The sequence below is a fragment of the Pseudorhizobium halotolerans genome, from assembly GCF_902153235.2.
GTDB classification, from domain to species: domain Bacteria; phylum Pseudomonadota; class Alphaproteobacteria; order Rhizobiales; family Rhizobiaceae; genus Neorhizobium; species Neorhizobium flavum.
This window is the reverse complement of the sequence record NZ_CABFWE030000011.1, coordinates 123983-148840: the sequence shown is the minus strand read 5'-3', so window position 1 is coordinate 148840 and position 24858 is coordinate 123983. Positions and strand designations below refer to the sequence as shown.

Here is a 24858-nt window from a genome sequence, read left to right as displayed (position 1 = left end):
CGGTGCCTGTTGCACCGCAAGGCGGCCCGCGTTATCGCTTGGCGCAACACCTTGTCCCGCCCTTCCCGTTCGCGACTTCAGGAAAACAGCCGTTGATACGCAGCTTCTTCCGCCTTTTCAGTCTGCTGGCGCTCGTGGCGGCAATATTCGCTGGGACGCTCGATTCCATTCAGTCGGTGGCTTCCTCGTCCGTAGTGGTGACGTCGCTTGGAAATCACTGGCAGAACCTCGATGTCGTCAGCCTCGCTATGGCGGAGGCCGCCTTTGCACACTATATCCATGACGATGCCTGGCGGTGGGCCATCGCGCCGGTTCTGTCGCAGCCCGCCTTTGCCGTTTTCCTCGTGCTTGCCTTGCTGTTCTGGATGATCGGCTACCGGCGCCCGCGATTTGCCGGCCGCTTCTCAGCCTGATCGAACATCCGGTTCCCGCAGGCAGGCACTCCCTCTTACGCCAGGAGGCGATGATGTTCGTGATCGACATGTTCAACAAGAAGACTGCCATGCCGACGCCGGAAACGGCGCTCCCTGGCCGGGAGCAGCCCATTCCGACCTCCGACAACCACTTCGTCAATGGGCATTCACTCCATGAACCCTATCCCGGGGGTATGGAGATCGCCTATTTCGGCATGGGATGCTTCTGGGGGGCGGAGCGCCTCTTCTGGAAGATCCCCGGCGTACATGTGACGGCCGTCGGTTATGCTGGAGGGATCACGCCCCACCCCACCTATCAGGAGACGACGACGGGGCTCACCGGCCACGCGGAGATCGTCAAGGTGGTCTTCGACCCCGCGGTTGTATCCTATCGCGTCTTGCTGAAGACGTTCTTCGAGGAACATGATCCTACCCAGGGCATGCGGCAGGGCAACGACATCGGCACCACCTATCGTTCTGCCGTCTACACCACGAACGAGGCGCAGGCGGCCGAAGCGAGGGAGGCAATGGCGGCTTTCCAGGCAGCGCTCGACTCGGCGGGAAAGAAGGGGCGCATCACCACGGAGATCGCGCCGCTCGACATCTTCTACTACGCAGAGGATTACCATCAGCAGTATCTGGCCAAGAACCCCGGCGGTTATTGCGGCCTGCGCGGCACCGGCGTGAGCTGCCCGGTCGGGTAGTCACCTCTGGCCTTCAGGACATCTTCAGGATGCCGCGCCCGTTTCGTGCGCGGCATTTTTTGTGTCATCGGGTGCCGGCACCAGAATTTTACCAGATGAAAAAAATCGGGTGAATTTTTCCACCACCCATGCAAAAGTGCTTAAAGCCAGTCTGTTGCGGGGAAGACCGGTTGCCGCAGCTTGCCATCGAACGGCATGCGGGAGGACCCAGCTAACAACATTCTGAAACAGGGCTGAACGATGAAGAAAACCCTTTTGACCCTCATGGCCGTTGCAGCAATGTCGGCGACCGCGCTGGCAGCGGAAATCAAGCCGGCGCTCGTCTACGGCACCGGCGGCAAGTTCGACAAATCCTTCAACGAGGCAGCCTTCGGTGGCGCCGAACAGTTCAAGAAGGAGACGGGGGTCGAGTATCGGGATTTCGAGCCTACGAGCGACACGCAGGGCGAGCAGGCGATCCGCAACTTTGCGAGCCGCGGCTTCAACCCGGTCGTGGCCGTCTCCTTCGCCTGGACCTCGGCCATGGAAAAGGTCGCAGCCGAGTTCCCGGACACCAAGTTCGTGATCGTGGATTCCGTCGTTGACCTGCCGAACGTCCGTTCAGTCGTCTACAAGGAAGAGGAGGGCTCCTACCTCGTCGGCCTCCTGGCCGGCATGGCTTCGCAGACCGGCAAGGTCGGCTTCGTCGGCGGCATGGATATTCCGCTGATCCGCAAGTTCGGCTGCGGCTATGTCCAGGGCGTCAAGGCGGCAAAGGCTGACGCGACGGTCTTCCAGAACATGGTCGGCACCACGGGTGCAGCCTGGAACGACCCGGTCCGCGCCGGCGAGCTTACCAAGAACCAGATCGACCAGGGCGCAGACGTCGTCTACGCGGCAGCCGGCGCCAGCGGCCTCGGAGTCCTTCAGACCGCAGCCGACAATGGCAAGCTCGGCATCGGCGTCGACTCCAACCAGAACCACCTGCATCCCGGCAAGGTGCTGACCTCCATGGTCAAGCGCGTCGACCTCGCCGTCTACAACGCCTTCAAGGACACACAGGACGACAAGTTCACCGCGGGCGTTGAGGCACTAGGCGTCAAGGAAGACGGCGTCACCTACGCCGTCGATGAGAACAACAAGGCGCTGATCACGCCGGAAATGTCCGAGGCGGTCGAGAAGGCCAAGGCCGACATCATTGCGGGAACCGTCAAGGTTCACGACTACATGTCCGACAATTCCTGCCCGAAGTAATCGAACCAAGGGCGCCTGCAGCAGTGCTGCAGGCGCCCTTGCCATATGCGCGATTTGAAAGGCGGACGCTTGAGCCTAGACCCTTCAGCCGTACCGGCGATCGAACTTGTGGGCATCGACAAAAGCTTCGGTCCCGTTCACGCCAACAAGAACATCAATCTCAACATCGCCAAGGGGACGATCCACGGCATTATCGGCGAGAATGGCGCCGGCAAGTCGACATTGATGTCGATTCTCTATGGATTTTATCAGGCAGACCAAGGCGAAATCCGCATTTCGGGAAAGCCCATACTGATCCGGGACAGCCAGGCTGCTATTGCCGCAGGGATAGGCATGGTTCACCAGCACTTCATGCTGGTCGAGAACTTCACCGTTCTGGAGAACGTGATGCTCGGCGTCGAAGGCGGACAGTTCCTGGGACGGTCTGCCGACAAGGCGAGAGCCGAACTTGAGCGCCTGGAGAAGGAGTATGGGCTGGAAGTCGATCCGGATGGGATCATCGAGGAGCTTCCTGTCGGGGCGCAACAGCGCGTCGAAATCCTGAAGGCGCTCTATCGGGGTGCTGATATCCTGATCCTCGACGAGCCGACAGGCGTACTGACGCCGGCAGAGGCCGACCACCTGTTCAACGTCCTGCGCGTTCTGCGGGAGCAGGGAAAGACGATCATCCTGATCACCCACAAGCTGCGTGAGATCATGGCCATCACCGACTCGGTCTCCGTCATGCGCCGGGGCGAAATGGTCGCGACCCGCAAGACGGCGGAGACGACTGTGGAGGAACTCGCCGAGCTCATGGTGGGCCGCCATGTCCTCCTGCATGTGGAAAAGGGTGAGGCGAGGCCGGGCCCTGTCCTGCTGTCGGTGCGCAACCTGACGGTCAAGGATGCCCGCGGCGTTACGATGGTGGACAATGTCTCGTTCGATGTTCGAGCCGGCGAGATCGTCGGGATTGCCGGCGTTGCCGGCAACGGGCAGTCGGAACTGCTGGAGGCGATTGCCGGAATACGCAAACCCTTTTCAGGCGAAATCATCATGGACGGCCAACCGGTGGCCGGACTTGATGCGGCTCGGCGCCGCGATCTCGGCCTCGCGCACATTCCGGAAGACCGGCATCACATGGGGCTCGTCCTGAAGTTCGAAGAGTATGAAAACTCCATCCTCGGCTATCACCGTGACCCGAAATACGGCCGCGGTGCCTTCCTCGATCTGAACGCGATCCGCAAGGATGCCGAAGACAAGATTGCAAAATACGATATCCGCCCGCCCAATGCGCGTCTGAGGACGGCGAACTTTTCCGGAGGCAACCAGCAGAAGATCGTGGTGGCGCGCGAGATCGAGCGGGACCCAAAGCTGCTTATCGTTGGCCAGCCCACACGCGGCGTCGACGTCGGTGCAATAGAATTCATCCACCGCCGGATCATCGAGACGCGCGACGCAGGCAAGGCCGTCCTTTTGGTTTCTGTCGAACTGGACGAGATCCGCTCGCTTTCGGACCGCATCCTCGTCATGTTCGCCGGCCGCATCGTTGGCGAAAAGACCGGCGAAACCGAAGAACAGACACTCGGCCTGATGATGGCCGGTATTGCGGCGTGAGGTCGACATGACGACAGCATCCGTGCCGCTTCCCAACTGGATCAGCTATGGCCTGATCCCCCTGATCAACCTTCTCCTGGCTTTCTTCTTCTCCGGGCTGGTGGTCTGGTGGATCGGCGAGAGTCCCTGGGAGGCTCTGAAGTTTCTGATCCAGGGCTCGCTCGGTCGTGGCGACGCCATAGGTTTCACCCTCTTCTATGCCACCAGCTTCATCTTTACCGGGTTATCGGTCGCCGTCGCCTTCCATGCCGGCCTCTTCAACATCGGTTCGGAAGGGCAGGCCTATGTCGGTGGGCTTGGTGCCGCGCTGGCTGCACTTGCCCTCGACCACTACGTGCCATGGTACGTGACAATGCCCTTCGCCGTCGCAGGGGCTGCGATCTTCGGCGCCGCCTGGGCCTTCATTCCTGCCTGGCTGCAGGCCAAGCGCGGCAGCCACATCGTCATCACCACGATCATGTTCAACTTCATCGGCGCAGCGCTGATGGTCTACCTGCTGGTCAATGTGCTGATCGTGCCAGGCAAGATGGCGCCCGAAACGCGCACTTTCCTGGAGGGTGGCCAACTGCCCAAGCTCGACTGGCTGATGGCACTCTTCGGTCTGAAGCTAGGGCCGGCGCCCTTCAACGTGTCGTTCCTGATCGCGCTGGTGATGTGTTACCTCGTCTGGTTGCTGATCTGGCGTACCAAGCTCGGCTATGAGATGCGCACGCTCGGGATCAGCCCGTCGGCAGCGATCTATGCCGGGGTTCCCTACGTCCGTACCGTCATCATCGCCATGCTGATCTCCGGCGCGCTGGCCGGCATGATGGCGTTGAATGCCGTCAATGGCGCTGCAGCCCGGTTGCAGGTGGAATTTGTCGCCGGCGCGGGTTTCGTCGGGATCGCCGTCTCGCTGATGGGGCGCAGCCATCCGGTGGGGATCATCCTGGCAGCCATCCTGTTCGGCATCCTCTACCAGGGCGGCGCCGACCTGTCCTTCGAGATGCCGACCATCACGCGCGACATGATCGTCGTCATCCAGGGCCTCGTGATCCTGTTTGCCGGTGCGCTGGAGCACATGCTGCGTCCCGCGATTGTGCGTGTCTATCAACAGATTGCCAGAGCCTGAGGAGGGACGGATGGAGTTCTTTGATATTCTCGTCAGCATCCTCGGCTCCGCCTTGCGACTGTCGATCCCGCTCCTGTTCACCGCGCTTGCCGGCCTGTTTTCCGAACGTGCCGGGGTCTTCGACATCGGCCTTGAGGGGAAGATGCTGGCGGCCGCCTTTGCTTCCGCCTGTGCCGCCTATGTGACCGGATCGGCCTGGCTTGGCCTGCTGGCCGGCATTGGGGTGTCGATCGTCTTCTCCCTCGTCCACGGTTTTGCCTCGATCACCAATCGCGGCAACCAGATTGTCTCGGGCGTGGCGCTGAACTTCGTCGCCATGGGACTGACGGTGGTTCTTGGCCAGGCATGGTTCGGGCAGGGGGGACGTACCCCGCAGGTGCCGGGCGACGGACGATTTTCTCCGATCATCCTGCCCGGGGCCGATGCAGTGCGCGACGTGCCGATCATCGGCCCGCTCTATGCCAATGTCATCTCCGGCCACAACATCCTCGCCTACATGGCGTTCCTGGCGGTTCCCATTGCCTGGTGGGTCCTGTTCCGCACCCGATTCGGCCTGCGTCTCCGTGCCGTTGGCGAAAATCCCGGAGCCGTGGATACGGCTGGCATCTCGGTGACATGGATGCGCTACCGCGCCGTGATCGTCGCCGGCTTTCTCTGCGGTTTTTCCGGGACATACCTCGCGATTGCCCAGTCGGCCGCCTTCATCAACAACATGTCGGCGGGCAAGGGCTATATCGCACTCGCCGCACTGATCTTCGCGAAGTGGAAGCCGGTGCCGGTGATGTTCGCCTGCCTGCTCTTCGGCTTTCTGGATGCGGTCGCCAATTTCATGCAGGGCAAGTCGGTCCCGGGGATCGGCGAAGTGCCCGTCCAGATATTCCAGGCACTGCCCTACATCCTCACCATCGTCCTCCTCGCCGGCTTCATCGGTGTGGCCCATGCGCCGAAGGCGGGCGGCGTCCCCTATGTGAAGGAACGCTGACGCATGTCCCACGAGCTTTTCGAGGCTGCCCGGGAAGCAATGGCGAGAGCCTATGCACCCTATTCGAAATTCCCGGTGGGGGCGGCGATCCGTGCCGATGATGGCAGTGTCTATGTAGGCGCCAACATCGAGAACATCTCCTTCCCTCAGGGCTGGTGCGCCGAGCCGACTGCGATCGGTGCGATGATCATGGGCGGCGGCAGCCGCATCGAGGAGATCGCCGTCATCGCCGAGAAACTGCCGCTCTGCACTCCCTGCGGTGGCTGCCGGCAGAAGATTGCTGAGTTCGCGTCAGCGGATACACGGATATATCTCTGCGACGATCAGGGGGTCCAGAAGACCGTGACCATGGCTGAACTCCTTCCCTACGCCTTCGAGACGGACGTGATCGGATGAGGGATGTCGCGGATATTCTGGTCGATCGGTTGAACGGGTTGATGCCGCGTTGCGCGGTCGTGCTTGGCTCCGGTCTCGGCTCATTGGTCGAAAATGTCTCTGATCCGGTTCGCATCCCCTATCGCGACCTGCCGGGATTCCCGGTCAGCGGCGTGACAGGGCATGCGGGCGAACTCGTCGCCGGCCATCTGGGTCGAGAGCCGGTCATCATGCTTTCGGGCCGTGCCCACTACTACGAGAAGGGCGACCCGCGCGCTATGCGCTTCCCCATCGAGGTTTTGAAGGGGCTTGGCGTCCAGTCGCTTGTCCTGACGAACTCTGCGGGTTCTCTGCGTCAGGACATGCCGCCGGGCTCGGTGATGCAGATCACCGACCACATCAACTACTCGGGCATGAATCCTCTGATCGGGGAGGAGGGCGACCGGCGGTTCGTGGGAATGACCAACGCCTATGATGCCGAACTCGCAACCGACATGCGCAACGCGGCTATACGCTGCGGCATCCCGCTGTTCACCGGCGTCTACATGTGGTTTTCCGGCCCGAGCTTCGAGACGCCGGCGGAAATCCGGATGGCGCGGACTTTGGGAGCAGATGCCGTCGGTATGTCCACCGTCCCGGAGGTGATCCTGGCACGCCTCTTCGGTCTGCGCGTTGCCGCGGCTTCGGTGATCACGAATTTCGGTGCCGGCATGACCGGAGGGGAGCTCAGTCACGAGGAGACGAAGGATATGGCGCCTGTCGGCGGCCGCCGCCTAGCCGCCATTCTTGAGGAAATGCTGGCAGACAAGGGCCTGTGACGCTGACCGGTGCTGGTGGGTCCCAAGCTACACAGGATTGCCAGAATCGGCGGGTTGCGTCCGATCGTTTGAACACCGATGATGAGGCCTGACGAGGAGGTATCAGCCATGGAGATCAACACTCCGCGAGAAGCCGCCAGCTTCGCGCTTTCTCTGCTCGACCTCACCAACCTTCGCGATGATTGCGATGCGGCTGCGATCGAGACACTGTGCCGGCGGGCGCAAACCCCTTACGGCTCTGCGGCCGCGATCTGCATCTGGCCGCGATTCGTGGCGCAGGCGAGGGCGCTCCTCGGGCAGGGGCATCCGGTCCGTATCGCGACAGTGGTGAATTTCCCGTCGGGCGACCTTCCGGTAATCGATGTGGTGGAGGAGACGCGGCAGGCGATCGCCGACGGTGCCGATGAGATCGACCTCGTCATTCCCTACCGAAACCTTCTTAATGGCGACGAAGCCGCCGTCACCGACATGGTCGAGGCAATTCGCAGTGCCTGCCCACAGGCCTGCCTCAAGGTCATCCTGGAGACCGGCGAACTGAAGGACAGCGCCCTGATAAGCCGGGCGTCCGAACTGGCGATCGCGGCCGGTGCCGATTTCATCAAGACCTCCACGGGCAAGGTGTCCGTCAACGCCACGCTCGAGGCTGCGGACATCATGCTGCGCACCATCCGAGCGTCCCGGAAGCGCGTCGGCTTCAAGCCCGCAGGGGGTATCGCCACGGTCTCCGACGCAGACCTCTATCTGCGGCTTGCCGAAACCATCATGGGGCCGAATTGGGTCATGCCGTCGACGTTCCGGTTTGGTGCGTCCGGTCTTCTCGATGACATTCTGGCGGTGCTGAGTGGCGCCGCCTCGCCGCGCGCAGCCACGGGCTACTGACGGCATGATTCCCCAGGAGATCATCCGCCGGAAGCGCGACGGGCAGGAACTTGCGGCCGAGGAGATCTCGGCCTTCATCGCAGGCCTGACCCGTGAGGATATCACGGAAGGGCAGGCTGCGGCCTTCGCCATGGCTGTCTTCTTTCGGGGCATGTCCCGCGACGAAACGGTCGCGCTCACTCTTGCCATGCGCGATTCCGGCGAGGTCATGGATTGGCCGGGTGTGGGGCGGCCCGTATCCGACAAGCATTCTACCGGTGGTGTCGGAGACAATGTCTCCCTGATGCTTGCCCCCACCGTCGCGGTCTGCGGCCTCGCAGTCCCGATGATCTCCGGCAGGGGCCTCGGCCATACCGGTGGGACGCTAGACAAGCTTCAGTCGATCCCGGGCTACAATGTCATGCCGGATCCCGCTCTGCTCCGCCGGGTCGTTTCGGATGTGGGCTGTGCGATCATTGGCCAGACGGGGGATCTCGCGCCGGCGGATCGTCGCCTTTACGCCATCCGCGACGTGACTGCGACGGTGGAGTCCGTGCCTCTCATCACCGCCTCTATCCTTTCGAAGAAGCTCGCTGCCGGGCTCCAGACACTCGTACTGGACGTGAAGGTGGGCAATGGCGCCTTCATGGAAGCCCCGGAGGATGCCGCCAGGCTCGCCCGCTCCCTTGTCGATGTCGCCAACGGAGCCGGGACCCGTACCAGCGCGCTCCTGACCGACATGAACCAGCCGCTCGCCGATGGTGCTGGCAACGCCGTCGAAGTCAGGAATGCCATCGACTTCCTGATGGGGCGGAAGAACGGCAGCCGGCTGCATGAGGTGGTCGTCGCGCTTGCGACCGAGATGCTCCAGCAGGCGCAACCTCGCCAGACCGCAGAGGAGGCCCGGGCCGCAGCCATTGCCGCACTCGACAGTGGCAAGGCCCTGGAGATCTTCGCTCGCATGGTCCACGCCCTCGGCGGACCTTCCGACTTCATCGAGAAGCCGGACCAGTATTTGCCAAAGGCACCGGTTGTCATACCCGTGCCGGCCCCGCACGGCGGCTGGCTTGCTGCGTGCGCAACGCGTGACGTGGGTCTCGCTGTCGTCGAGCTCGGCGGTGGCCGCAAGCGACCCCAGGACAGTATCGATCACGGGGTGGGCATCGACCGGATACAGCCACTCGGGACAAAGGTGTCGGAGGGTGATCCTATTGCCTTCGTGCATGCAAACACCGAAGCACAAGCACAAGGTGCTGTGGCCGCGCTCACGCGTTCGTTCCGCATTGCCGATGCTGCGCCGGAGCCTACTCCGGTCGTGCTTGAACGGATCGCCTGATCACTGCGACAGTCTCAGCGTCCCGCGCTCTACCCTGAAGGACGTCAGCTTTTTCAGGAAGCTCATGCCGACCAGTGCCGAGGAAAGCGCCGTGTCGCGCAGCACGAACGCATCTACCTGCCGCACCCGTACGCCCTGGAGCTCAACCTCATCCAGCACGACATGCGCAGCCTCGGTCTTGCCATTGGCCGTGCTGACCTGGTGCTTGAACTGCAGCCGGCTGCCGGCGATGCCGATCCGTCGCGCTGTGCTTTCGTTCAGGGCGACCAAGGAGGCGCCGGTGTCGATCATGCCCTCGACGGGCCGCCCATTGATGCGGAAGACGGCGTTGAAGTGTCCCCGGTCGTCGGCAGAAATCGCCGCAAGCCGCGCAGGCGACGGCGGCGCCGAGGGCGCAGTGGCCTGCGTCGTCTCCACCGGCTCTGAGATGTCCGTCAGCCCGAGCAGTGACGGCACCTGCGACATGAGAACGGCGCCGACCGCGAACAGGAAGATGTTGCGTCCGATCATGCTGGCCCCCGCCACGTTCTCAACTCGGCACGACTTTACATCATTGCCGATGAAGAATGTGCTGAACGCGATGCCGCCGGGGCCTGAAACTCGTCTCGTCGTAAAGAGCCGGTTAAGGTGCCGCTATTTCGTTCCATACATCCGATCCCCGGCGTCGCCGAGACCGGGGACGATGTAGCCGTTCTCGTTGAGGTGGCTGTCGATGGATGCCGTATAGACAGGCACGTCCGGGTGATGCTTTCGGAAGCTCTCGATGCCTTCCGGTGCTGCCAGCAGGCAGAGGAAGCGGATGTTGTGCGCCCCGCGCTCCTTCAGCTTGTCGATCGCAGCGATCGCCGAATTGCCGGTCGCCAGCATCGGATCGACCACGATGATCAGCCGTTCCGCGATGTCATCGGGCGCCTTGAAGAAGTACTCCACCGCCTGCAGCGTCTCGTGGTCGCGGTAGACCCCGATGTGTGAGACGCGGGCGGAGGGAACCAGTTCCAGCATGCCCTCGAGAAGACCGTTTCCGGCGCGCAGGATCGATGCGAAGACGAGTTTCTTGCCTTCGAGGACCGGCGATTGCATCTCCTGAAGTGGCGTCTCGATGGTTTCCATCGTCAGTTCGAGATCGCGGGTGACCTCGTAGCAGAGCAAGGTGGAGATTTCGCGCAGCAGACGCCGGAATCCCGCCGTCGATGTCTCCTTCTTGCGCATGATCGTCAGCTTGTGCTGCACCAGCGGATGATCGATGACCGTGACGCCGTCCATCAGAACTGCCTTCCCCTGTTGTTGATGTTTCTCTTCTTTATTGGTTGGCGGAAAACCGCAAGTCCCTGGGCCTGGTTTGCCCGTGGTTGAGCCGCCAAAGTGTCGTCAGGCAACCGCTCAAGCAGCCGCTGGCGTGTTGCCTCGTCGACGAAGGCCGCCTCGATCGCAGTGCGGGTCATGGCATTGATCTCGGCATCCGAAAAACCCATTACGCTGGAAGCGATCTCATATTCCCGCTCAAGCGACGTGTGGAAGAAGGGCGGATCGTCCGAGTTGAGACACACCCGGACCCCCTCCTTGTGGAGCCGGCGTAGCGGGTGGTGGTGGAAGTCAGGGTAGACGTTGAGGGCAACGTTTGAGCCGGGGCAGACCTCCAGAACCGTGCCGAGATCGCGGAGACGCGCAACGAGTTCCGGATCCTCCACGGCGCGCACCCCGTGGCCAAGACGCGAGGGGCGCACGAGGTCGAGTGCATCGATGACGCTGAACGGGCCACAGACCTCGCCTGCATGGATCGTCAATCCAAGACCTGCGTCCCGGGCGATGTCGAAGGCACGGGCATAGTCGGCGACGCGGCCCATGCGCTCCTCGCCTGCCATGTTGAAACCGGTCACCAGCGGGTTTTGGCTGCGCGCGGCGTATTCGGCTGCGGCGATGACGCTGTCCGGACCAAAGTGACGCTCGCCGGTCACGATGATGCGGGCCTCGATACCCGTCTTCTCACCCGCCCGGCGTATACCTTCGCAGATGCCGGAGAGATAGGCGTCGGCGCCAAGTCCGATCCGGTCACCATGATCGGGAGAAACGATGATCTCGCTGTAGATCGTGTTCGCCCCGGCCAGTTCCGTGAGATAACTCTCCGTCAGCAGCGCATAATCCGCATCCGTGCGGAACAGAGCAGCGACGCGGTCATAGCAGACGAGAAACTCCGAGAAGTCGTTCCAGACATAGGCGCCATCGCGGAGGAAGCCGGTTGTGTCGACGCCGTATTTATCCGCCTGCTTCGCGGCAAGAACCGGCGGTGCTGCCCCTTCGATATGGCAGTGGATCTCGGCCTTCAGGAGATGTCGGGTCAAAGGAAACTCCATCCATGCGAGCCGGCGGGGATGCCGAGGTGCGCCGCCACCGACTCGCCAATATCCGCATAGGTCGGCCGGATACCGATGTCGCGAGAGCGGATTCCGGGACCGAAGGCCATGACGGGCACCCGCTCACGCGTATGGTCGGTGCCACGCCATGTGGGATCGCAGCCGTGGTCAGCGGTGAGGATCACCAGATCCCCCGCCTTGAGCCGTCTATGAATTTCCGGCAGGGCGCGGTCGAAGCTCTCGAGCGCGGCTGCATAGCCAGCCACATCGCGCCGGTGACCATACAACTGGTCGAAGTCGACGAAGTTGGTGAAGACCAGGTCTCCGCTCTCGGCGACCTCCATGGCCTCAAGGGTGGCGGCCATCAAAGCGGCATTGCCGTTGGCCTTCACGACGCGGGATACGCCCTGGTGGGCGAAGATATCGCCGATCTTGCCGATCGCATGGACCTTGCGCCCCGCTTCGGTAAGACGTTCCAGCAGGGTCGGCTCGGGTGGCGGGACTGAAAAGTCGCGCCGGTTCCCTGTCCTTTCGAAGTCTGCCGGCCTCTCCCCGATGAAGGGACGGGCGATCACCCTGCCGATATTGAGCGGATCCACGAGACGGCGCACCGTCTTGCAGAGATCGAGCAGCCGCTCCAGACCGAAATGGGTCTCATGGGCGGCGATCTGCAGCACGGAATCGCTGGACGTGTAGCAGATGGGTTTGCCGGAACGGATATGCTCCTCGCCGAGGCGCGCGATGATCTCGGTCCCGGACGCATGGCAGTTGCCGAGGATACCGGGCACGCCCCCCTCGCTGCAGATCGCCTCCACCAGTTCCGGCGGGAAGGCCTCCCCCTCGGAAGGGAAATAGCCCCAGTCGAACATCACAGGCGTGCCGGAAATCTCCCAATGGCCCGATGGCGTATCCTTGCCCCGCGAAACTTCATCCGCGGCACCATGCAGGCCGAAGATCCGTTCGGGAAGCGGCATGCCTGCCGGATAGTCGCCGCTCGCCAGCCTCCCTATCTCCAGGAGGCCGAGTGAGGACATGTTAGGCAGCTTCAGCGGCCCCTTCCGCAAGCCTGCACGGTCGGCGGCGCCGGCGGCACAGAATTCCGCGATGTGGCCGAGTGTGTTGGAGCCCAAATCACCATAGGCTGCGGCATCGTGAGCGCCACCGACGCCGAAGGAATCCAGAACGAAGAGAAAGGCACGCGCCATCAGTCACCCGGGAAAAGGATCGCGCTGCCGAAGTCAGTCGCGCATCGGGTTACATATAGTTTAGCGCCTGCTTTGGCAAAGGGCGTGATGGAGCATCAACAGTCGGCGCAAGTGATCTCCTTGCCGCTCCGAGAGCGGAAGTAGTAGTCGCGCCGGATGGTAATGTCGCGTACTTCGCTCGGCAACAGCCCCGGCATGAACATCAGCAGCCGGTGAGGAATCGACAGTTCCGCATGGACGATGAAGGAGTCTGGCACCTTCATCTGGGCAGGAATGTTGATGACGCTTCCCGTGCCGTAAGGCTTGCCCCCCGCTTCATTCCACGACCAGGCGACCGTCGAACTGGAAGAGCCAACCTTGATCCCGGTGATATCGAGGGAGATGTCCGATGCCCCGTATGGCACGAAAATACTCTGGGCGACATTCATCATCTCTGCGAGCGAGCTCTTGGAAACGCTCGGCTGCTGGGTCACGAGATCGGCGATCGCTCCGGAGGCACGGGCAACCCTCTTCGAGACGCTCAGGCCGATCGTCAGTTCGAAGACGGTGATGTAGATCATCAGGAGCAGCGGCGCGATCAGCGCGAACTCGACGGCGCCCACGCCTCGGCGATCACGCCAGAAACATGAAATGGCCTTTCTGGCCTTCCTCACGATGCCGCTCGGCCCTGCCCATCCCATCACTCGTAGTCCTCGTTCTGGAAGGAGGCAGTGGCAACGATCAGGAATTCCTTGGGAAGCGATCCGTCAGCCGGTCTCAGGCCGGAAATATAGGGACGCACGAGATCGGTAACGACACTCCACCGGTAATAGGCGCGCAGCATGTTGATGCTGGCCGGGCCGCCGGGGGCGAACGTGTCTGTGGCATCCAGATCGCCGTTCTTGCGCGGAATATCGTCGGGAATCTCGGCGAACTTGGAGAAGCTGCGCATGTCGAGGATCAGCTTGCTGCTGTCCTCTCCGCTGCATGTGATGAGGATGGATACCTCGTCGCAGAACTTGCCGCGAAAATCGGCCTTGGTGGTATTCGCGGCCGTAATCTGACCCGTCCGTATCTGGCGGGAGAGCGTATCGACCGCGTTGGAAACCAGTTGCTCACCGGTGAACGCGACAAAGGTCTCGATGATGGCAAAGACGATCAGGAAATAGGGGATTGCGAGCATGGCGAATTCGATCGCGGCAGCGCCGTCGCGCGAGCGGACGAAGCGCGCGCTCAAGCGCTGGCTACGGGCGCAGGATACGTCATCCGGGGCATTGTGTTTGTTCCGGCACATGATTGATCGACCCGCTGTCACGCAGGTGATGTTAGGGGTCGATTATTGACAAAGCGTTTCGGACGCCGCTGCATTTGCAGTCAAACGGCAACACGGAATGGCTACGGCGTGCCCTGCGGGAATTCCGCATGCTCCTCACACGTTGGCGTGCAGGAGAGGATCTTGCGGTCGGACGGGCGGAATACGCGGACGGTGTTCCCCTCATCGATCGACACGAGCACACGCTCGTCCGCGATGGCATTGCCGTCGCTGTCCAGCAGGACGAGGTTGGTGGTGCCGAAGCTGCGGCCCGTGACAACGATGGTCGTCGGGTCGGCCACGGTGGCGTCGGCGACCTTGGCATTGCCGACGATGACCTTGCTGACCGGTCGGTCGAGCCGCAGGACCCGGGCATGGTTCATGAAGACGCGAAGAATGTCCTCCTCCTGGGCCGATGCTGGCCATGCGCCGCCCGCGAGCGCGAGCAGGGCGAGGCCGAGACGGAGGGCGAGCGTGCAGTACATTTCCTGGCCTTTGGATGGATGGTGCCTCGGCGACAATGCGGGATAGTGGTGAATGAAGCCTTAAGGATCAAAACGGGAGCGGGAGGCCGCAGCGCCATGTCCATCACCCGCATTTCCCGGTGTGCCGCCCGTTTGCGGTGCCGATCCTCTTGTTTTCTATCGGAATCCCCGGGTGTCTTTGAGAAGGGAAGAGCGCTGCGGTATTATCACACCATTAACGATCTTCTTTAAGTGGATCGAAATCGTCTCTCGCTACGGTGCCTGCATCCGAACAACGGAAACAGTTGTCGGGATTTGCTGATTCACCAACGTGTCGTAGGAGAGTTCCAATGTCGAAGTTTTTCGCTCGCTTCAAGAAAGATGAATCCGGTGCGACCGCCATCGAATATGGTCTGATCGCAGCCCTTATTTCCGTTGCCCTGATCGCCGGCGCAACCACGCTCGGCAACACGCTGAACGATACGTTCACGTCGCTTTCCGGCAAGATGCAGAACGCTAACGCCAAGACCTACTAATCCAGCAGCAATTCTGCCGGACAAATTTTACAGAACCGCTCCGAACGGAGCGGTCTGAACCTCTTGGCTAGAGGAAAGGGTGCGGCAACCACGCCGCCGGGAGAGGACGCATGAGCTCTGCAGCAGTCTTGTTGGTTCTGCCCATGTGCCTGCTCATCGCGGCTGTCAGCGACCTCTTCACCATGACGATACCGAACAGGATATCGATCTTCCTCCTCGCATCCTTTGCCGTCCTGGCGCCGGTCTCCGGCCTTCCTTGGGCAGAGATCAGCATGAGCATTGCAGCAGGCGCGGTCGTACTCGCCGTCTGCTTCGGGTTCTTCTACCTGAACATCATGGGTGGCGGGGATGTGAAGCTCCTGGCCGCGTCGGCCGTCTGGTTCGGTTTCAGCGCCGCGCTCGGCGCCTTCATCGTTCAGACCGCCCTCTGGGGTGGTCTCATTACATTGCTCGTGATGTTGCTTCGCTCGCAGGCGGATCGCTTCGCAATGATCGGCCACATTCTCCCGGCCCCCGTCCTTGTATCCAAGAAGGTGCCCTATGGGGTCGCGATCGGCATCGCTGGCATGCTGACATTCTGGAGCTCGCCGATTGCGGTGAGCGCGCTGACCCTCCTCCAGAAGTGAAGGCTGGGGTTACAAGGTTTCGTTAACCAAGCGCGTAACGAGATCATTAACCTTACTTACACCATTGGCAGCCATTCTGCGGGCAGATTGAGTCCCGCGAGGAATGGTGATGAAACCCGCTCGTATCCTGATTTTGACGGTTGCCGTCGTTGCAGCAGGCCTGGCTGGCGTGCTGGCCATGCGGCTGTCCGGGACGAGCGCGCCGCAGATCGCCGAGACGATCATTGAGAAACAGCCGAGCATCAATGTCCTTGTGTCGTCAGCGAACCTGCCGGTCGGAAGTCGCCTGAGCGAGGAAAACCTGCGCTGGCTGCCCTGGCCCGAGGATGGTGTCGTCGAAGGAGTGATCACGCAGTCGGCGCGGCCCGAGGCCATCACCGAGCTGAGCGGCATGGTCGTCCGCCTGCCGCTTTTCGAAGGCGAGCCGGTCCGGGCCGAAAAGATAGCGGACTCTTCGAACCGGATCATGTCGTCGCTCCTGCCTGCCGGCAAGCGGGCCGTCGCCACGGAGATTTCGGTAGCGACGGGCGCAGGCGGTTTTGTTCTGCCGAACGATCGCGTCGACGTAATCATGGTTCGCCGCAGCGAGGAAGGGCGTTTCCTGACAGAGGAAGTGCTGACGAACATCCGTGTATTGGCGGTCGACCAGCAGATTCAGGAAAGCCAGGACGGCCAGAAAACCGTCATCGGCACAACGGCCACCCTCGAGCTCACCCCGGACCAGGCGAAGGTCATCACCGTGGCCCAGCAGATGGCGGACCGCCTGACGCTTGCGCTTCGCTCGGTCGCCGATGCGCAGGAGCCCGATACCATAGCGGCTGACTATCTGCTGAGCGGCGGCGGGCGGGCAGAGATCCAGGTCATCAAGTCGGGTGCCATCGTCGGCAACCAGAAGGCGGCAGGGGCAGATGCACAGTAACGGAGTGCCGACGTTGACAATCTTGGGACGCATGGGGCGGACAACGGCCGCGTTTGGTCTGGCATTTGCCATGGCGGTTTCAGGCATTCCCGGAGTGCCGGAATCGGGGGCACTCTCCGTATCGCGAGCCATGGCTCAGGAAAGCAGCATCGTCCGTATCAGCGAGATCGGCATGGGTGCGCGCAAGCGCCTCAAGATAGGCCTCAACAAGGCGATCGTCGTGGATCTGCCCGCCGATGCCCACGACATCCTGGTTGCCGATCCTTCCATGGCCGACGCGGTCACCCGCACCTCGCGGCGCATCTATCTCTTCGGCAAGACGGTCGGCCAGACGAATATCTTCATCTTCGGCCGAAACGGGGAGGAGATTGTCGCAATCGACCTTGAGATCGAACGCGATATCTCGGGGCTCGAGGCCAATCTTCGTCGCTTCCTGCCGGATTCCAACATCAAGGTGGAGATCATCTCCGACAATATCGTGTTGAGCGGGACGGTTCGCACGCCGCAGGATGCAACGCAGGCGACGAAGCTCGCTTCCATCTTCCTCAAGGGCGGCGAGGCGACGACCCGCAACACGGTGGCAACCAGCGAAAGCAGTGGCGATGGCGCCGTCGCCATCTATGCGGAGGGACGCCAGCAGTCTCAGGTGGTGAACCTGCTGACTATCGAGGGCGAGGACCAGGTCACGCTCAAGGTAACCGTCGCCGAGATCCGTCGCGAAGTCCTCAAGCAACTTGGCTTCGACAACAGTTTCACGCGCCAGCCAGCCGGCACCTCCTCGGGTCTTGACGTGCTGACCATCGGGGCGGGCAGTGCAGGCTTGTCGGGCACGATCGCCGGCAACATTGGTCGCCTCGGGATACAGACCGCGTTGAGCGCATTGGAGCAGGCAAAGGCGATCCGCACCCTCGCAGAGCCGACACTCACCGCGATCTCGGGTCAGTCCGCGACCTTCAACTCCGGCGGCGAGCGTCTCTACACCACCACCAACTCCGATGGCGAAACCGTCATCACACCCTACGAATACGGGATTTCGCTCGGCTTCACGCCGACGGTGCTGTCCTCGGGGCGCATCAGCCTGCGGATCCAGACGCGCGTCTCCGAGCCTGTCATAACGGGTGTTGGCGGCATCGAGTTCCGCAAGCGCGACGCCGAGACGGTGTTGGAACTGCCGTCTGGCGGCTCCATTGCTCTGGCCGGCCTCATCCGCGATGACGTGCAACAGGACATGACGGGGACGCCGGGGGCGTCGAAGCTGCCGCTGTTCGGTGCGCTGTTCAGGCAAAAGACCCTGGAGCGCACCGAGACGGAACTAGTCATCATCGCGACGCCCTACCTCGTCCGTCCGGTTCCGCGCAACGAGCTGTCCCGTCCTGACGACAACTTCAATCCGGCCAGTGATGTCGCCAGTGTCTTCCTCGGCCATGTGAACCGCATTTACGGCCGAAAGGATGCTCCACCACCTGCCCTTCCGTATGAAGGCAATGTCGGGTTCATCTACAAATGACGAGCCTGCACCCAGATCCCCTGACCAGCCAGAGGCAGCACGAAAGGCGCCGGACAATGAGCAATCCTGTCGCAACTGGAGTAGCCGGTCCCGGAAGACGGACCGTTGCGACGGTCCTGCTCGGCATCGCCGTATTGATGTCCGGCTGCGCCAATCCGGACGGTGTCACGACCGGATCACTCCCGGACGATTACCGGACCCGTCATCCAATTACTGTGGGCGAGGCCGAGAAGGTCAGAGACATACCGATCGCCGCGGGAGACCACGGCCTGACCGTCGGCCAGCGCGAGGTGATTGCCGGATTCGCGCAGGAATACCAGCGGTCGTCGAAGGGCATCATCCAGATCATGACGCCACAGGGAGCTCTGAATTCCGGTGCCGCGGCCTATGCAGCGGGGGATATCCGCCGACTGCTGGTGCGAATGGGCGTGCCGAAGAACCGCATCTTGCAGACAGGCTTCGCGGCCCATGATTATGGCGCCTCGGCCCCGATCAGGCTCACCTATGTCGCGATCACTGCCCAGACCACTCCATGTGGTGAATGGCCCGAGGACATCACGCTCAACACCATCGAAAACCGCAACTACTACAACTTTGGCTGCGCCAGCCAGCGCAACCTGGCGGCACAGATCGCCAACCCCAACGATCTCCTCGGCCCCCGTCGCTCGACACCGGCCGATGCCGAACAACGCGGCCGCGCAATTGAGCGCTATCGGGGAGCCTATACCGAACTGAGGGACATGCGATGAACCTCCTTTTCCCGGCACGGCAGGTCGGCTCATGAACCAGATAGACTACAGCATCCCGGCAGCGCCGGATGAACATCACGGAGCCGGGCGCGAGGTCGAGTCCCAGGCTGATCTCGCCTCTCTTCGGCCCCTGCCGCGCATCTCCATTCACGCCTTCTGCGAAAGCGATGCCCTGCAGAGGACTGTCGAGCGCATGGCGCGTGACCGGCGGATGACGAAGGTCAACATGCGGATCACCAATGGCAGCATCGAGGCCGCTGCCAACATGTTCGCGTCTTCGCCAACCCCGAACCTGATCATCATCGAGACGGATACCGACCCGGGCCACCTCCTTGGCGAACTCGCACCGCTTGCCGAAGTCTGCGATCCGTCCACCCGCGTGATCCTCGTCGGCCAGTACAACGACATCGCGCTCTACCGCGACCTGATCCGGAGCGGCATTTCCGAATATCTCGTCGGCCCGGTCCAGATGGCCGATCTCCTGGCCTCGGTGGCGGCGATCTTCGTGGATCCCGAGGCGGAGCCGCTCGGCAGGTCGATCGCCTTCATCGGCGCCAAGGGCGGCGTCGGATCATCCACCATTGCTCACAATTGCGCTTTCGGCATTTCCAACCTTTTCTCCACCGAGACGATCCTGGCCGATCTCGACCTGCCCTTCGGCACCGCCAATATCGACTTCGACCAGGATCCGGCGCAGGGTATTGCCGAAGCCGTCTTCGCTCCTGAGCGCCTCGACGAGGTATTCCTGGATCGCCTGCTGACGAAGTGCTCCGAGCACCTCTCCCTTCTGGCGGCTCCGTCCATTCTTGACCGCACCTATGACTACGGCGGCACCGCCTTCCAGCCGGTGGTGGAAATACTGCAGCGGAGCGCCCCGGTGGCAGTTCTCGACCTCCCGCACACGTGGTCGGAATGGACCCGATCGTTGCTGGCGGAGGCCGATGAAGTGGTCATCACGGCTGTTCCGGATCTCGCCAACCTGCGCAACGCGAAGAACATGCTCGACGCGCTTCGCAAGCTCAGGCCGAACGATCATCTGCCCCATCTCGTTTTGAACCAGGTGGGAATGCCCAAGCGCCCGGAGATCGCGCCTTCCGACTTCATGGAGGCGCTTGAAATCGAGCCGGCCGCGATCTTGCCGTTCGACGTGCAGCTGTTCGGCAACGCCGCAAACAGCGGCAGGATGATCACGGAAGTAGATGCGAAGTCGGCGGCGGCCGAGACCTTCTCGCAGATCTGCCACATCGTCACCGGCCGCACCGAGATGAGGAAGATCAGGAAGGGCGGGCTTTCCAAGGTGCTTGGAATGCTCCGCCGCAAGTAGAAGACCCTATCGAGGGACAGGTTGCACTGATGTTCGGAAAACGTGGACAAGACGGCTTTGGGAAGGCTTCCGGCGTGGTTGCGCCGGCAGCGCCGGCACCTGTGGCCCCCGCACCCGCGGCAAGCCAGGCGACCGGTCCGGAAGTCTTCGCCGAACCTCAGAGGGATTCCCAGGCGGCCCGCCAGCAGGTCGCGCCGCCGCCGCTTGCTCCGACGAGCGGCCGCAAGAAGACTCCCCGGACCGAACTCTACTACGACACGAAGAGCCAGGTCTTCTCGGCGCTCATCGACACGATCGACCTCTCGCAGCTCGCCAAGCTCGACGGCGAAAGTGCACGCGAGGAAATCCGCGATATCGTCAACGATATCATCACCATCAAGAACTTCGCGATGTCGATTTCCGAGCAGGAGGAACTGCTCGAGGACATCTGCAACGACGTGCTCGGTTACGGTCCGCTCGAACCGCTTCTTGCACGTGACGATATAGCCGACATCATGGTCAATGGTTCTGGCCAGACCTTCATTGAAGTGAGCGGAAAGACCATCGAGTCGGACATCCGCTTCCGCGACAACGCCCAGCTCCTGTCGATCTGCCAGCGCATCGTCAGCCAGGTCGGTCGCCGGGTCGACGAATCCTCGCCGATCTGCGACGCCCGCCTGCCAGACGGCTCCCGCGTCAACGTGATCGCTCCGCCGCTTGCCATCGATGGTCCCGCGCTCACGATCCGAAAGTTCAAGAAGGACAAGCTCACCCTCGAGCAACTGGTCAAATACGGCTCGGTTACACAGGAAGGAGCGGTGCTCCTCCAGATCGTCGGCCGCGTCCGCTGCAATGTCGTCATTTCCGGCGGTACCGGCTCGGGTAAGACGACGCTGCTTAACTGCCTCACCCGCTACATCGATGCGGACGAGCGGGTGATCACCTGCGAGGATACCGCCGAACTGCAGCTCCAGCAGCCGCATGTGGTGCGTCTCGAAACCCGCCCCCCGAACATCGAGGGCGAGGGCGAGATCACCATGCGCGATCTCGTCAAGAACTGCCTTCGCATGCGCCCTGAACGCATCATCGTCGGCGAAGTCCGCGGCCCGGAGGTGTTCGACCTGCTCCAGGCGATGAACACCGGGCACGACGGCTCGATGGGAACCATCCACGCCAACTCGCCGCGCGAATGCCTGAGCCGAATGGAATCGATGATCGCCATGGGCGGTTTCGGGCTGCCGGCCAAAACCGTCCGCGAGATCATCGCCGGCTCGGTGGATGTCATCGTTCAGGCCGCCCGACTGCGCGATGGCTCGCGCCGCATCACCCATGTGACGGAAGTCATCGGGATGGAAGGCGACGTGATCGTTACCCAAGATCTCATGCGTTACGAGATCGAGGGCGAGGATGCCAATGGCAGGCTGATCGGCCGGCACGTTTCGACTGGCATCGCCAAGCCGCATTTCTGGGATCGCGCCCGCTACTTCAATGAAGAGCGGCGGCTGGCGGCCGCGTTGGACGCGATGGAACAGGTCGCGGGGTAGGGCTTGATGTTCGGTTTCGACCCCAATGTCCTGCTGGTCATCACCCTCGCCGCCATCGCTGCCGGCGCCCTCTGCTACGCACTGCTCTTCTCCCGTATCGAGACCGAGAAGAAGACGGACGCCCGCCTCAGCCGCGTCAAGTCGGCGGAGACTGACATGGGCAAGGTCAAGGCGGCGCGCGATCGCGTCCAGGAGATGTCGAAGCGCCGCAAGTCGGTCCAGGACAGCCTCAAGGAGCTTGAGAAGAAGCAGGAGGAGAAGTCCCGCAAGATCGGCAATTCGAGTATCAAGTCTCGCCTTGTCCAGACGGGCCTGCCCCTGCGGATGTCGCAGTTCTACATCATGAGCGCCGTCCTCGGGATCGTCGTCCTGCTCGTGACCGTTCTGGCGGGAGCGCCGCCACTGCTCGCCATCGGCGCCGGTTTCGCGGCGGCCATAGGCACGCCACGCTGGATTCTGAGTTTTCTCGTCAAGCGGCGGCAGAAGAGCTTTCTTGTCGAATTCCCGAATGCACTGGACGTCATGGTGCGCTCCATCAAGTCTGGCCTGCCACTGAACGACGCGCTGCGGCTCATTGCGGCGGACGGCCAGGAGCCGGTGAAGACCGAGTTTCGCCGGGTGATCGAATCCCAGCAGGTCGGTCTCAGCATTCCTGAGGCCTGCGTGCGGATGATGCAGACCATGCCGCTGCCGGAGGTGAATTTCTTCTCCATCGTCATCACCATCCAGAGCCAGGCAGGCGGAAATCTGTCGGAAGCGCTCGGCAACCTCTCGCGCGTTCTTCGCGAGCGCAAGAAGATGAAGGCCAAGGTGCAGGCCCTGTCGATGGAGGCGAAGGCGTCGGCAGCCATCATCGGCGCCTTGCCGTTCATCGTCGCAACGCTCGTCTACCTGACGTCGCCGGACTACATGACCGTCCTGTTCACGGATCCGCGCGGCCACATCATCATGCTGTTCTCGGGGATCTGGATGTCGATCGGCATTCTGGTCATGCGCAACATGATCAACTTCGACATCTAGGGGGCAGCCATGACACGGGATATAGCCGCGACGCTGACCGATCCGGTTCTGCTCCTTGCCCTCTTGGTCGCCATTGCAGTCTTTGCCACCTTCTACTCGCTCGCGAGCCCGTTTCTGGAAAGGGGCGACCTGAACAAGCGCATGAAGGCAGTGTCCACCGAGCGCGAGCAGATGCGCGCGAGGGAAAGAGCGCGGATGAATGCCGAGGCGTCGAAGGCGTCACTGCGAACCCAGAACAACCAGTCCGCCCTTCAGCTCGTCGAGCGTTTCAACCTGCGCAAGGCGCTGGTCGACGACAATACCGTGAACCGCCTGCGCGCCGCCGGTCTGCGGTCACAGAACGCCCTGAACATCTTCCTTGCGGCACGCTTCCTGCTGCCCTTCGTCTTTCTGCTCCTCGCCATCGTCTGGATCTTCGTGCTCGGCAATCTGGCCGACCGGCCGATCGCGATCCGGATGCTGGTGGCGATCGTCTGCGCCTATGTCGGCTTTTACTTGCCGAACATCTACGTCAGCAACCGGGTAACCAAGCGCCAGCAATCCATCAAACGGGCCTGGCCCGATGCGCTCGACCTTATGCTGATCTGTGTCGAAGCGGGGATCTCGATCGAGGCCGCCATGCGAAGGGTGGCGGAGGAAATGGGCAACCAGTCGCCGCCGCTGGCCGAGGAAATGGTGTTGACGACCGCCGAACTCTCCTTCCTTCAGGATCGCCGGGTTGCTCTCGAGAACCTCGGTCTGCGGACGCAGCTCGATACGGTGAAGAATGTGACCCAGGCGCTCATCCAGGCCGAGCGCTACGGAACCCCCATCGCCCAGGCATTGCGGGTTCTTGCCCAGGAGGGGCGTGACGAGCGGATGAACGAGGCCGAAAAGAAGGCGGCTGCCCTGCCGCCCAAGCTGACGGTCCCCATGATCCTGTTCTTCCTGCCGGTGCTGGTTGCCGTGATCCTCGGCCCGGCCGGCATACAAGTTGCCGACCGCTTCTGACCCGAGAGCGCATGAATACGGCGCCGCAGGAGCCATCGGTCCCGCGAGATCCATGTCCAGCTATGTATTGGAAAACGGTAGCAGAGACCTTAGTTGGTCGCCTTCTGCTGGCTGTCCTTGTCGGCGAGCTTCGCCCAGGAATTCTGCTGCGACAGCATGGAGCGCAGATAGGTGACGTTCGCATCCGCCTGCTGGGCGGATAGCTCGCGCCGCGCGATCTCCTCGGCCTCCTTGAAGCGGCCCTGAAGGCCAACCACGAGCGCTAGGTTCTGGCGTACGCGGCTATCGGCGGCGGGCTGCTGCGCGGCCGAGCGCATATAGGTCTCCGCCGTCCGCAGATCGCCGCTCAGCACATAGGACATGCCGAGATTGGAAATCACGGTCGGTTCATTCGGCTGTGCATCGAGTGCCAGTCGGTATTTCTGCCGCGCTTCGTCCGAGCGACCCAGTTGGTCGAGAACCGCCCCTTCGGCGGAGTAGAGGCGCCAGTCCGGGCGATCCGGCGTCTGGGCGCGCTGGATGGTCGTGAGTGCCTGCTCAAGCTGGCCCGCTGCTGCCTGCGCTTTGCCATAGGCGGCCAATACATCGCGATCTGTCGGATGGGCGATGACCACCTGCTGCATGACGGCCAGCGCCTGCGCGTGCTTGCCGGTCATGCCGAGTACCTGCGCATAACGAAGCCCGGCATTGCGGTCCCTTGGATTGCGCTCGTACGCTGCGCCGACCGAACGTTCGGCATTCTCAAGCTGTGTGGCGCTCATGCTCTCCAAAGGAGCACCCGAGATCGGGATTGATCCCGTCGTTGTTTTGTCCGGCCTTGTGGCGCATCCCGCCAGCGTCGCTGCCAGAAGCAGCATGGCGGTCGCCTGTGCGAGGCGTGCCTTGCGATGCGTCGGGGATGCGTTAGCTGCCATGGTCGGTCTCGTGTCT

At 62.3% G+C, this 24858-nt stretch carries 27 protein-coding genes; 19 read left to right on the top strand and 8 right to left on the bottom strand.

Annotation, left to right across the window (positions count from 1 at the left end; genetic code table 11):
* Positions 1 to 95 precede the first annotated feature (95 nt).
* The 10 genes from FN060_RS16090 to deoA all read left to right on the top strand — a co-directional run bounded on the left by FN060_RS16090 (position 96) and on the right by deoA (position 9423).
* Positions 96 to 413 carry a hypothetical protein gene (locus FN060_RS16090; RefSeq protein WP_142589554.1) on the top strand — a complete coding sequence of 106 codons (318 nt, stop codon included), beginning with the start codon at positions 96 to 98 and terminating at the stop codon, positions 411 to 413.
* A 53-nt stretch (positions 414 to 466) separates the two neighbouring features.
* A complete protein-coding gene (gene msrA, locus FN060_RS16085; protein ID WP_142588979.1) occupies positions 467 to 1117 on the top strand; it encodes a peptide-methionine (S)-S-oxide reductase MsrA in 651 nt (216 codons plus the stop codon).
* A 240-nt stretch (positions 1118 to 1357) separates the two neighbouring features.
* Positions 1358 to 2350, top strand: a complete 993-nt coding sequence (locus tag FN060_RS16080; protein ID WP_077548553.1) for a BMP family lipoprotein — start codon at positions 1358 to 1360, stop codon at positions 2348 to 2350.
* A 69-nt stretch (positions 2351 to 2419) separates the two neighbouring features.
* The gene (locus tag FN060_RS16075; protein WP_244665833.1) at positions 2420 to 3943 is read left to right on the top strand and encodes an ABC transporter ATP-binding protein; all 1524 of its coding nucleotides are present in this window, start codon (positions 2420 to 2422) and stop codon (positions 3941 to 3943) included.
* Between the two features lie 7 nt (positions 3944 to 3950).
* Positions 3951 to 5054: an ABC transporter permease gene (locus FN060_RS16070; RefSeq protein WP_052642415.1), complete on the top strand. Its 1104-nt coding sequence runs from the start codon at positions 3951 to 3953 to the stop codon at positions 5052 to 5054.
* 10 nt (positions 5055 to 5064) lie between these two features.
* Positions 5065 to 6036: an ABC transporter permease gene (locus FN060_RS16065; protein ID WP_077548555.1), complete on the top strand. Its 972-nt coding sequence runs from the start codon at positions 5065 to 5067 to the stop codon at positions 6034 to 6036.
* 3 nt (positions 6037 to 6039) lie between these two features.
* Positions 6040 to 6432, top strand: coding sequence for a cytidine deaminase (locus FN060_RS16060; RefSeq protein WP_052641345.1), 393 nt, complete (start codon positions 6040 to 6042; stop codon positions 6430 to 6432).
* Positions 6429 to 7229: a purine-nucleoside phosphorylase gene (locus FN060_RS16055; RefSeq protein WP_142588978.1), complete on the top strand. Its 801-nt coding sequence runs from the start codon at positions 6429 to 6431 to the stop codon at positions 7227 to 7229. The genes FN060_RS16060 and FN060_RS16055 overlap by 4 nt, the downstream gene beginning before the upstream one ends.
* Positions 7230 to 7337: 108 nt before the next feature.
* Positions 7338 to 8108, top strand: coding sequence for a deoxyribose-phosphate aldolase (gene deoC, locus FN060_RS16050; RefSeq protein WP_142588977.1), 771 nt, complete (start codon positions 7338 to 7340; stop codon positions 8106 to 8108).
* A gap of 4 nt (positions 8109 to 8112) precedes the next feature.
* A complete protein-coding gene (gene deoA, locus FN060_RS16045) occupies positions 8113 to 9423 on the top strand; it encodes a thymidine phosphorylase (protein WP_142588976.1) in 1311 nt (436 codons plus the stop codon).
* Here the strand turns inward: deoA and FN060_RS16040 are convergent, their stop codons facing one another.
* The 7 genes from FN060_RS16040 to FN060_RS16010 form a co-directional block, all read right to left on the bottom strand.
* Entirely contained in the window at positions 9424 to 9933 is a 510-nt protein-coding gene (locus FN060_RS16040; RefSeq protein ID WP_077548560.1) for a TIGR02281 family clan AA aspartic protease, read from the bottom strand.
* A gap of 123 nt (positions 9934 to 10056) precedes the next feature.
* Positions 10057 to 10686: a uracil phosphoribosyltransferase gene (gene upp, locus FN060_RS16035; RefSeq protein WP_052641355.1), complete on the bottom strand. Its 630-nt coding sequence runs from the start codon at positions 10684 to 10686 to the stop codon at positions 10057 to 10059.
* Complete coding sequence (locus FN060_RS16030; RefSeq protein ID WP_077548561.1) at positions 10686 to 11762, bottom strand: adenosine deaminase; 1077 nt, start codon at positions 11760 to 11762, stop codon at positions 10686 to 10688. Before FN060_RS16030 ends, upp begins: the two co-directional genes overlap by 1 nt.
* A complete protein-coding gene (locus FN060_RS16025; protein WP_142588975.1) occupies positions 11759 to 12979 on the bottom strand; it encodes a phosphopentomutase in 1221 nt (406 codons plus the stop codon). The genes FN060_RS16030 and FN060_RS16025 overlap by 4 nt, the downstream gene beginning before the upstream one ends.
* Before the next feature lie 95 nt (positions 12980 to 13074).
* Entirely contained in the window at positions 13075 to 13632 is a 558-nt protein-coding gene (locus FN060_RS16020; RefSeq protein WP_244665832.1) for a TadE/TadG family type IV pilus assembly protein, read from the bottom strand.
* 26 nt (positions 13633 to 13658) lie between these two features.
* Positions 13659 to 14252 (bottom strand): TadE/TadG family type IV pilus assembly protein, encoded by a 594-nt coding sequence (locus FN060_RS16015; RefSeq protein WP_142588974.1) that lies wholly within the window; start codon positions 14250 to 14252, stop codon positions 13659 to 13661.
* A 101-nt stretch (positions 14253 to 14353) separates the two neighbouring features.
* Complete coding sequence (locus FN060_RS16010) at positions 14354 to 14755, bottom strand: pilus assembly protein N-terminal domain-containing protein (RefSeq protein WP_077548565.1); 402 nt, start codon at positions 14753 to 14755, stop codon at positions 14354 to 14356.
* A 329-nt stretch (positions 14756 to 15084) separates the two neighbouring features.
* Here FN060_RS16010 and FN060_RS16005 point away from each other — a divergent pair, with 329 nt between their 5' ends.
* The 9 genes from FN060_RS16005 (at position 15085) to FN060_RS15965 (ending at position 23928) form a co-directional block, all read left to right on the top strand.
* Entirely contained in the window at positions 15085 to 15270 is a 186-nt protein-coding gene (locus tag FN060_RS16005) for a Flp family type IVb pilin (RefSeq protein ID WP_077548566.1), read from the top strand.
* A gap of 110 nt (positions 15271 to 15380) precedes the next feature.
* A complete protein-coding gene (locus FN060_RS16000; protein ID WP_142588973.1) occupies positions 15381 to 15896 on the top strand; it encodes an A24 family peptidase in 516 nt (171 codons plus the stop codon).
* Between the two features lie 109 nt (positions 15897 to 16005).
* Complete coding sequence (cpaB, locus tag FN060_RS15995; protein ID WP_142588972.1) at positions 16006 to 16815, top strand: Flp pilus assembly protein CpaB; 810 nt, start codon at positions 16006 to 16008, stop codon at positions 16813 to 16815.
* Positions 16816 to 16846: 31 nt separating this feature from the next.
* Complete coding sequence (locus FN060_RS15990) at positions 16847 to 18322, top strand: type II and III secretion system protein family protein (protein WP_142589552.1); 1476 nt, start codon at positions 16847 to 16849, stop codon at positions 18320 to 18322.
* A 56-nt stretch (positions 18323 to 18378) separates the two neighbouring features.
* Positions 18379 to 19071 carry a CpaD family pilus assembly protein gene (locus FN060_RS15985; RefSeq protein ID WP_183949749.1) on the top strand — a complete coding sequence of 231 codons (693 nt, stop codon included), beginning with the start codon at positions 18379 to 18381 and terminating at the stop codon, positions 19069 to 19071.
* Between the two features lie 31 nt (positions 19072 to 19102).
* Positions 19103 to 20395 carry a CpaE/TadZ family protein gene (locus FN060_RS15980; protein WP_142588970.1) on the top strand — a complete coding sequence of 431 codons (1293 nt, stop codon included), beginning with the start codon at positions 19103 to 19105 and terminating at the stop codon, positions 20393 to 20395.
* Between the two features lie 29 nt (positions 20396 to 20424).
* Entirely contained in the window at positions 20425 to 21918 is a 1494-nt protein-coding gene (locus FN060_RS15975; RefSeq protein ID WP_142588969.1) for a TadA family conjugal transfer-associated ATPase, read from the top strand.
* A gap of 6 nt (positions 21919 to 21924) precedes the next feature.
* Positions 21925 to 22938, top strand: a complete 1014-nt coding sequence (locus FN060_RS15970; RefSeq protein ID WP_142588968.1) for a type II secretion system F family protein — start codon at positions 21925 to 21927, stop codon at positions 22936 to 22938.
* A gap of 9 nt (positions 22939 to 22947) precedes the next feature.
* A complete protein-coding gene (locus tag FN060_RS15965; RefSeq protein ID WP_142588967.1) occupies positions 22948 to 23928 on the top strand; it encodes a type II secretion system F family protein in 981 nt (326 codons plus the stop codon).
* 89 nt (positions 23929 to 24017) lie between these two features.
* Here the strand turns inward: FN060_RS15965 and FN060_RS15960 are convergent, their stop codons facing one another.
* Positions 24018 to 24842, bottom strand: a complete 825-nt coding sequence (locus FN060_RS15960) for a tetratricopeptide repeat protein (protein WP_142588966.1) — start codon at positions 24840 to 24842, stop codon at positions 24018 to 24020.
* Positions 24843 to 24858 lie beyond the last annotated feature (16 nt).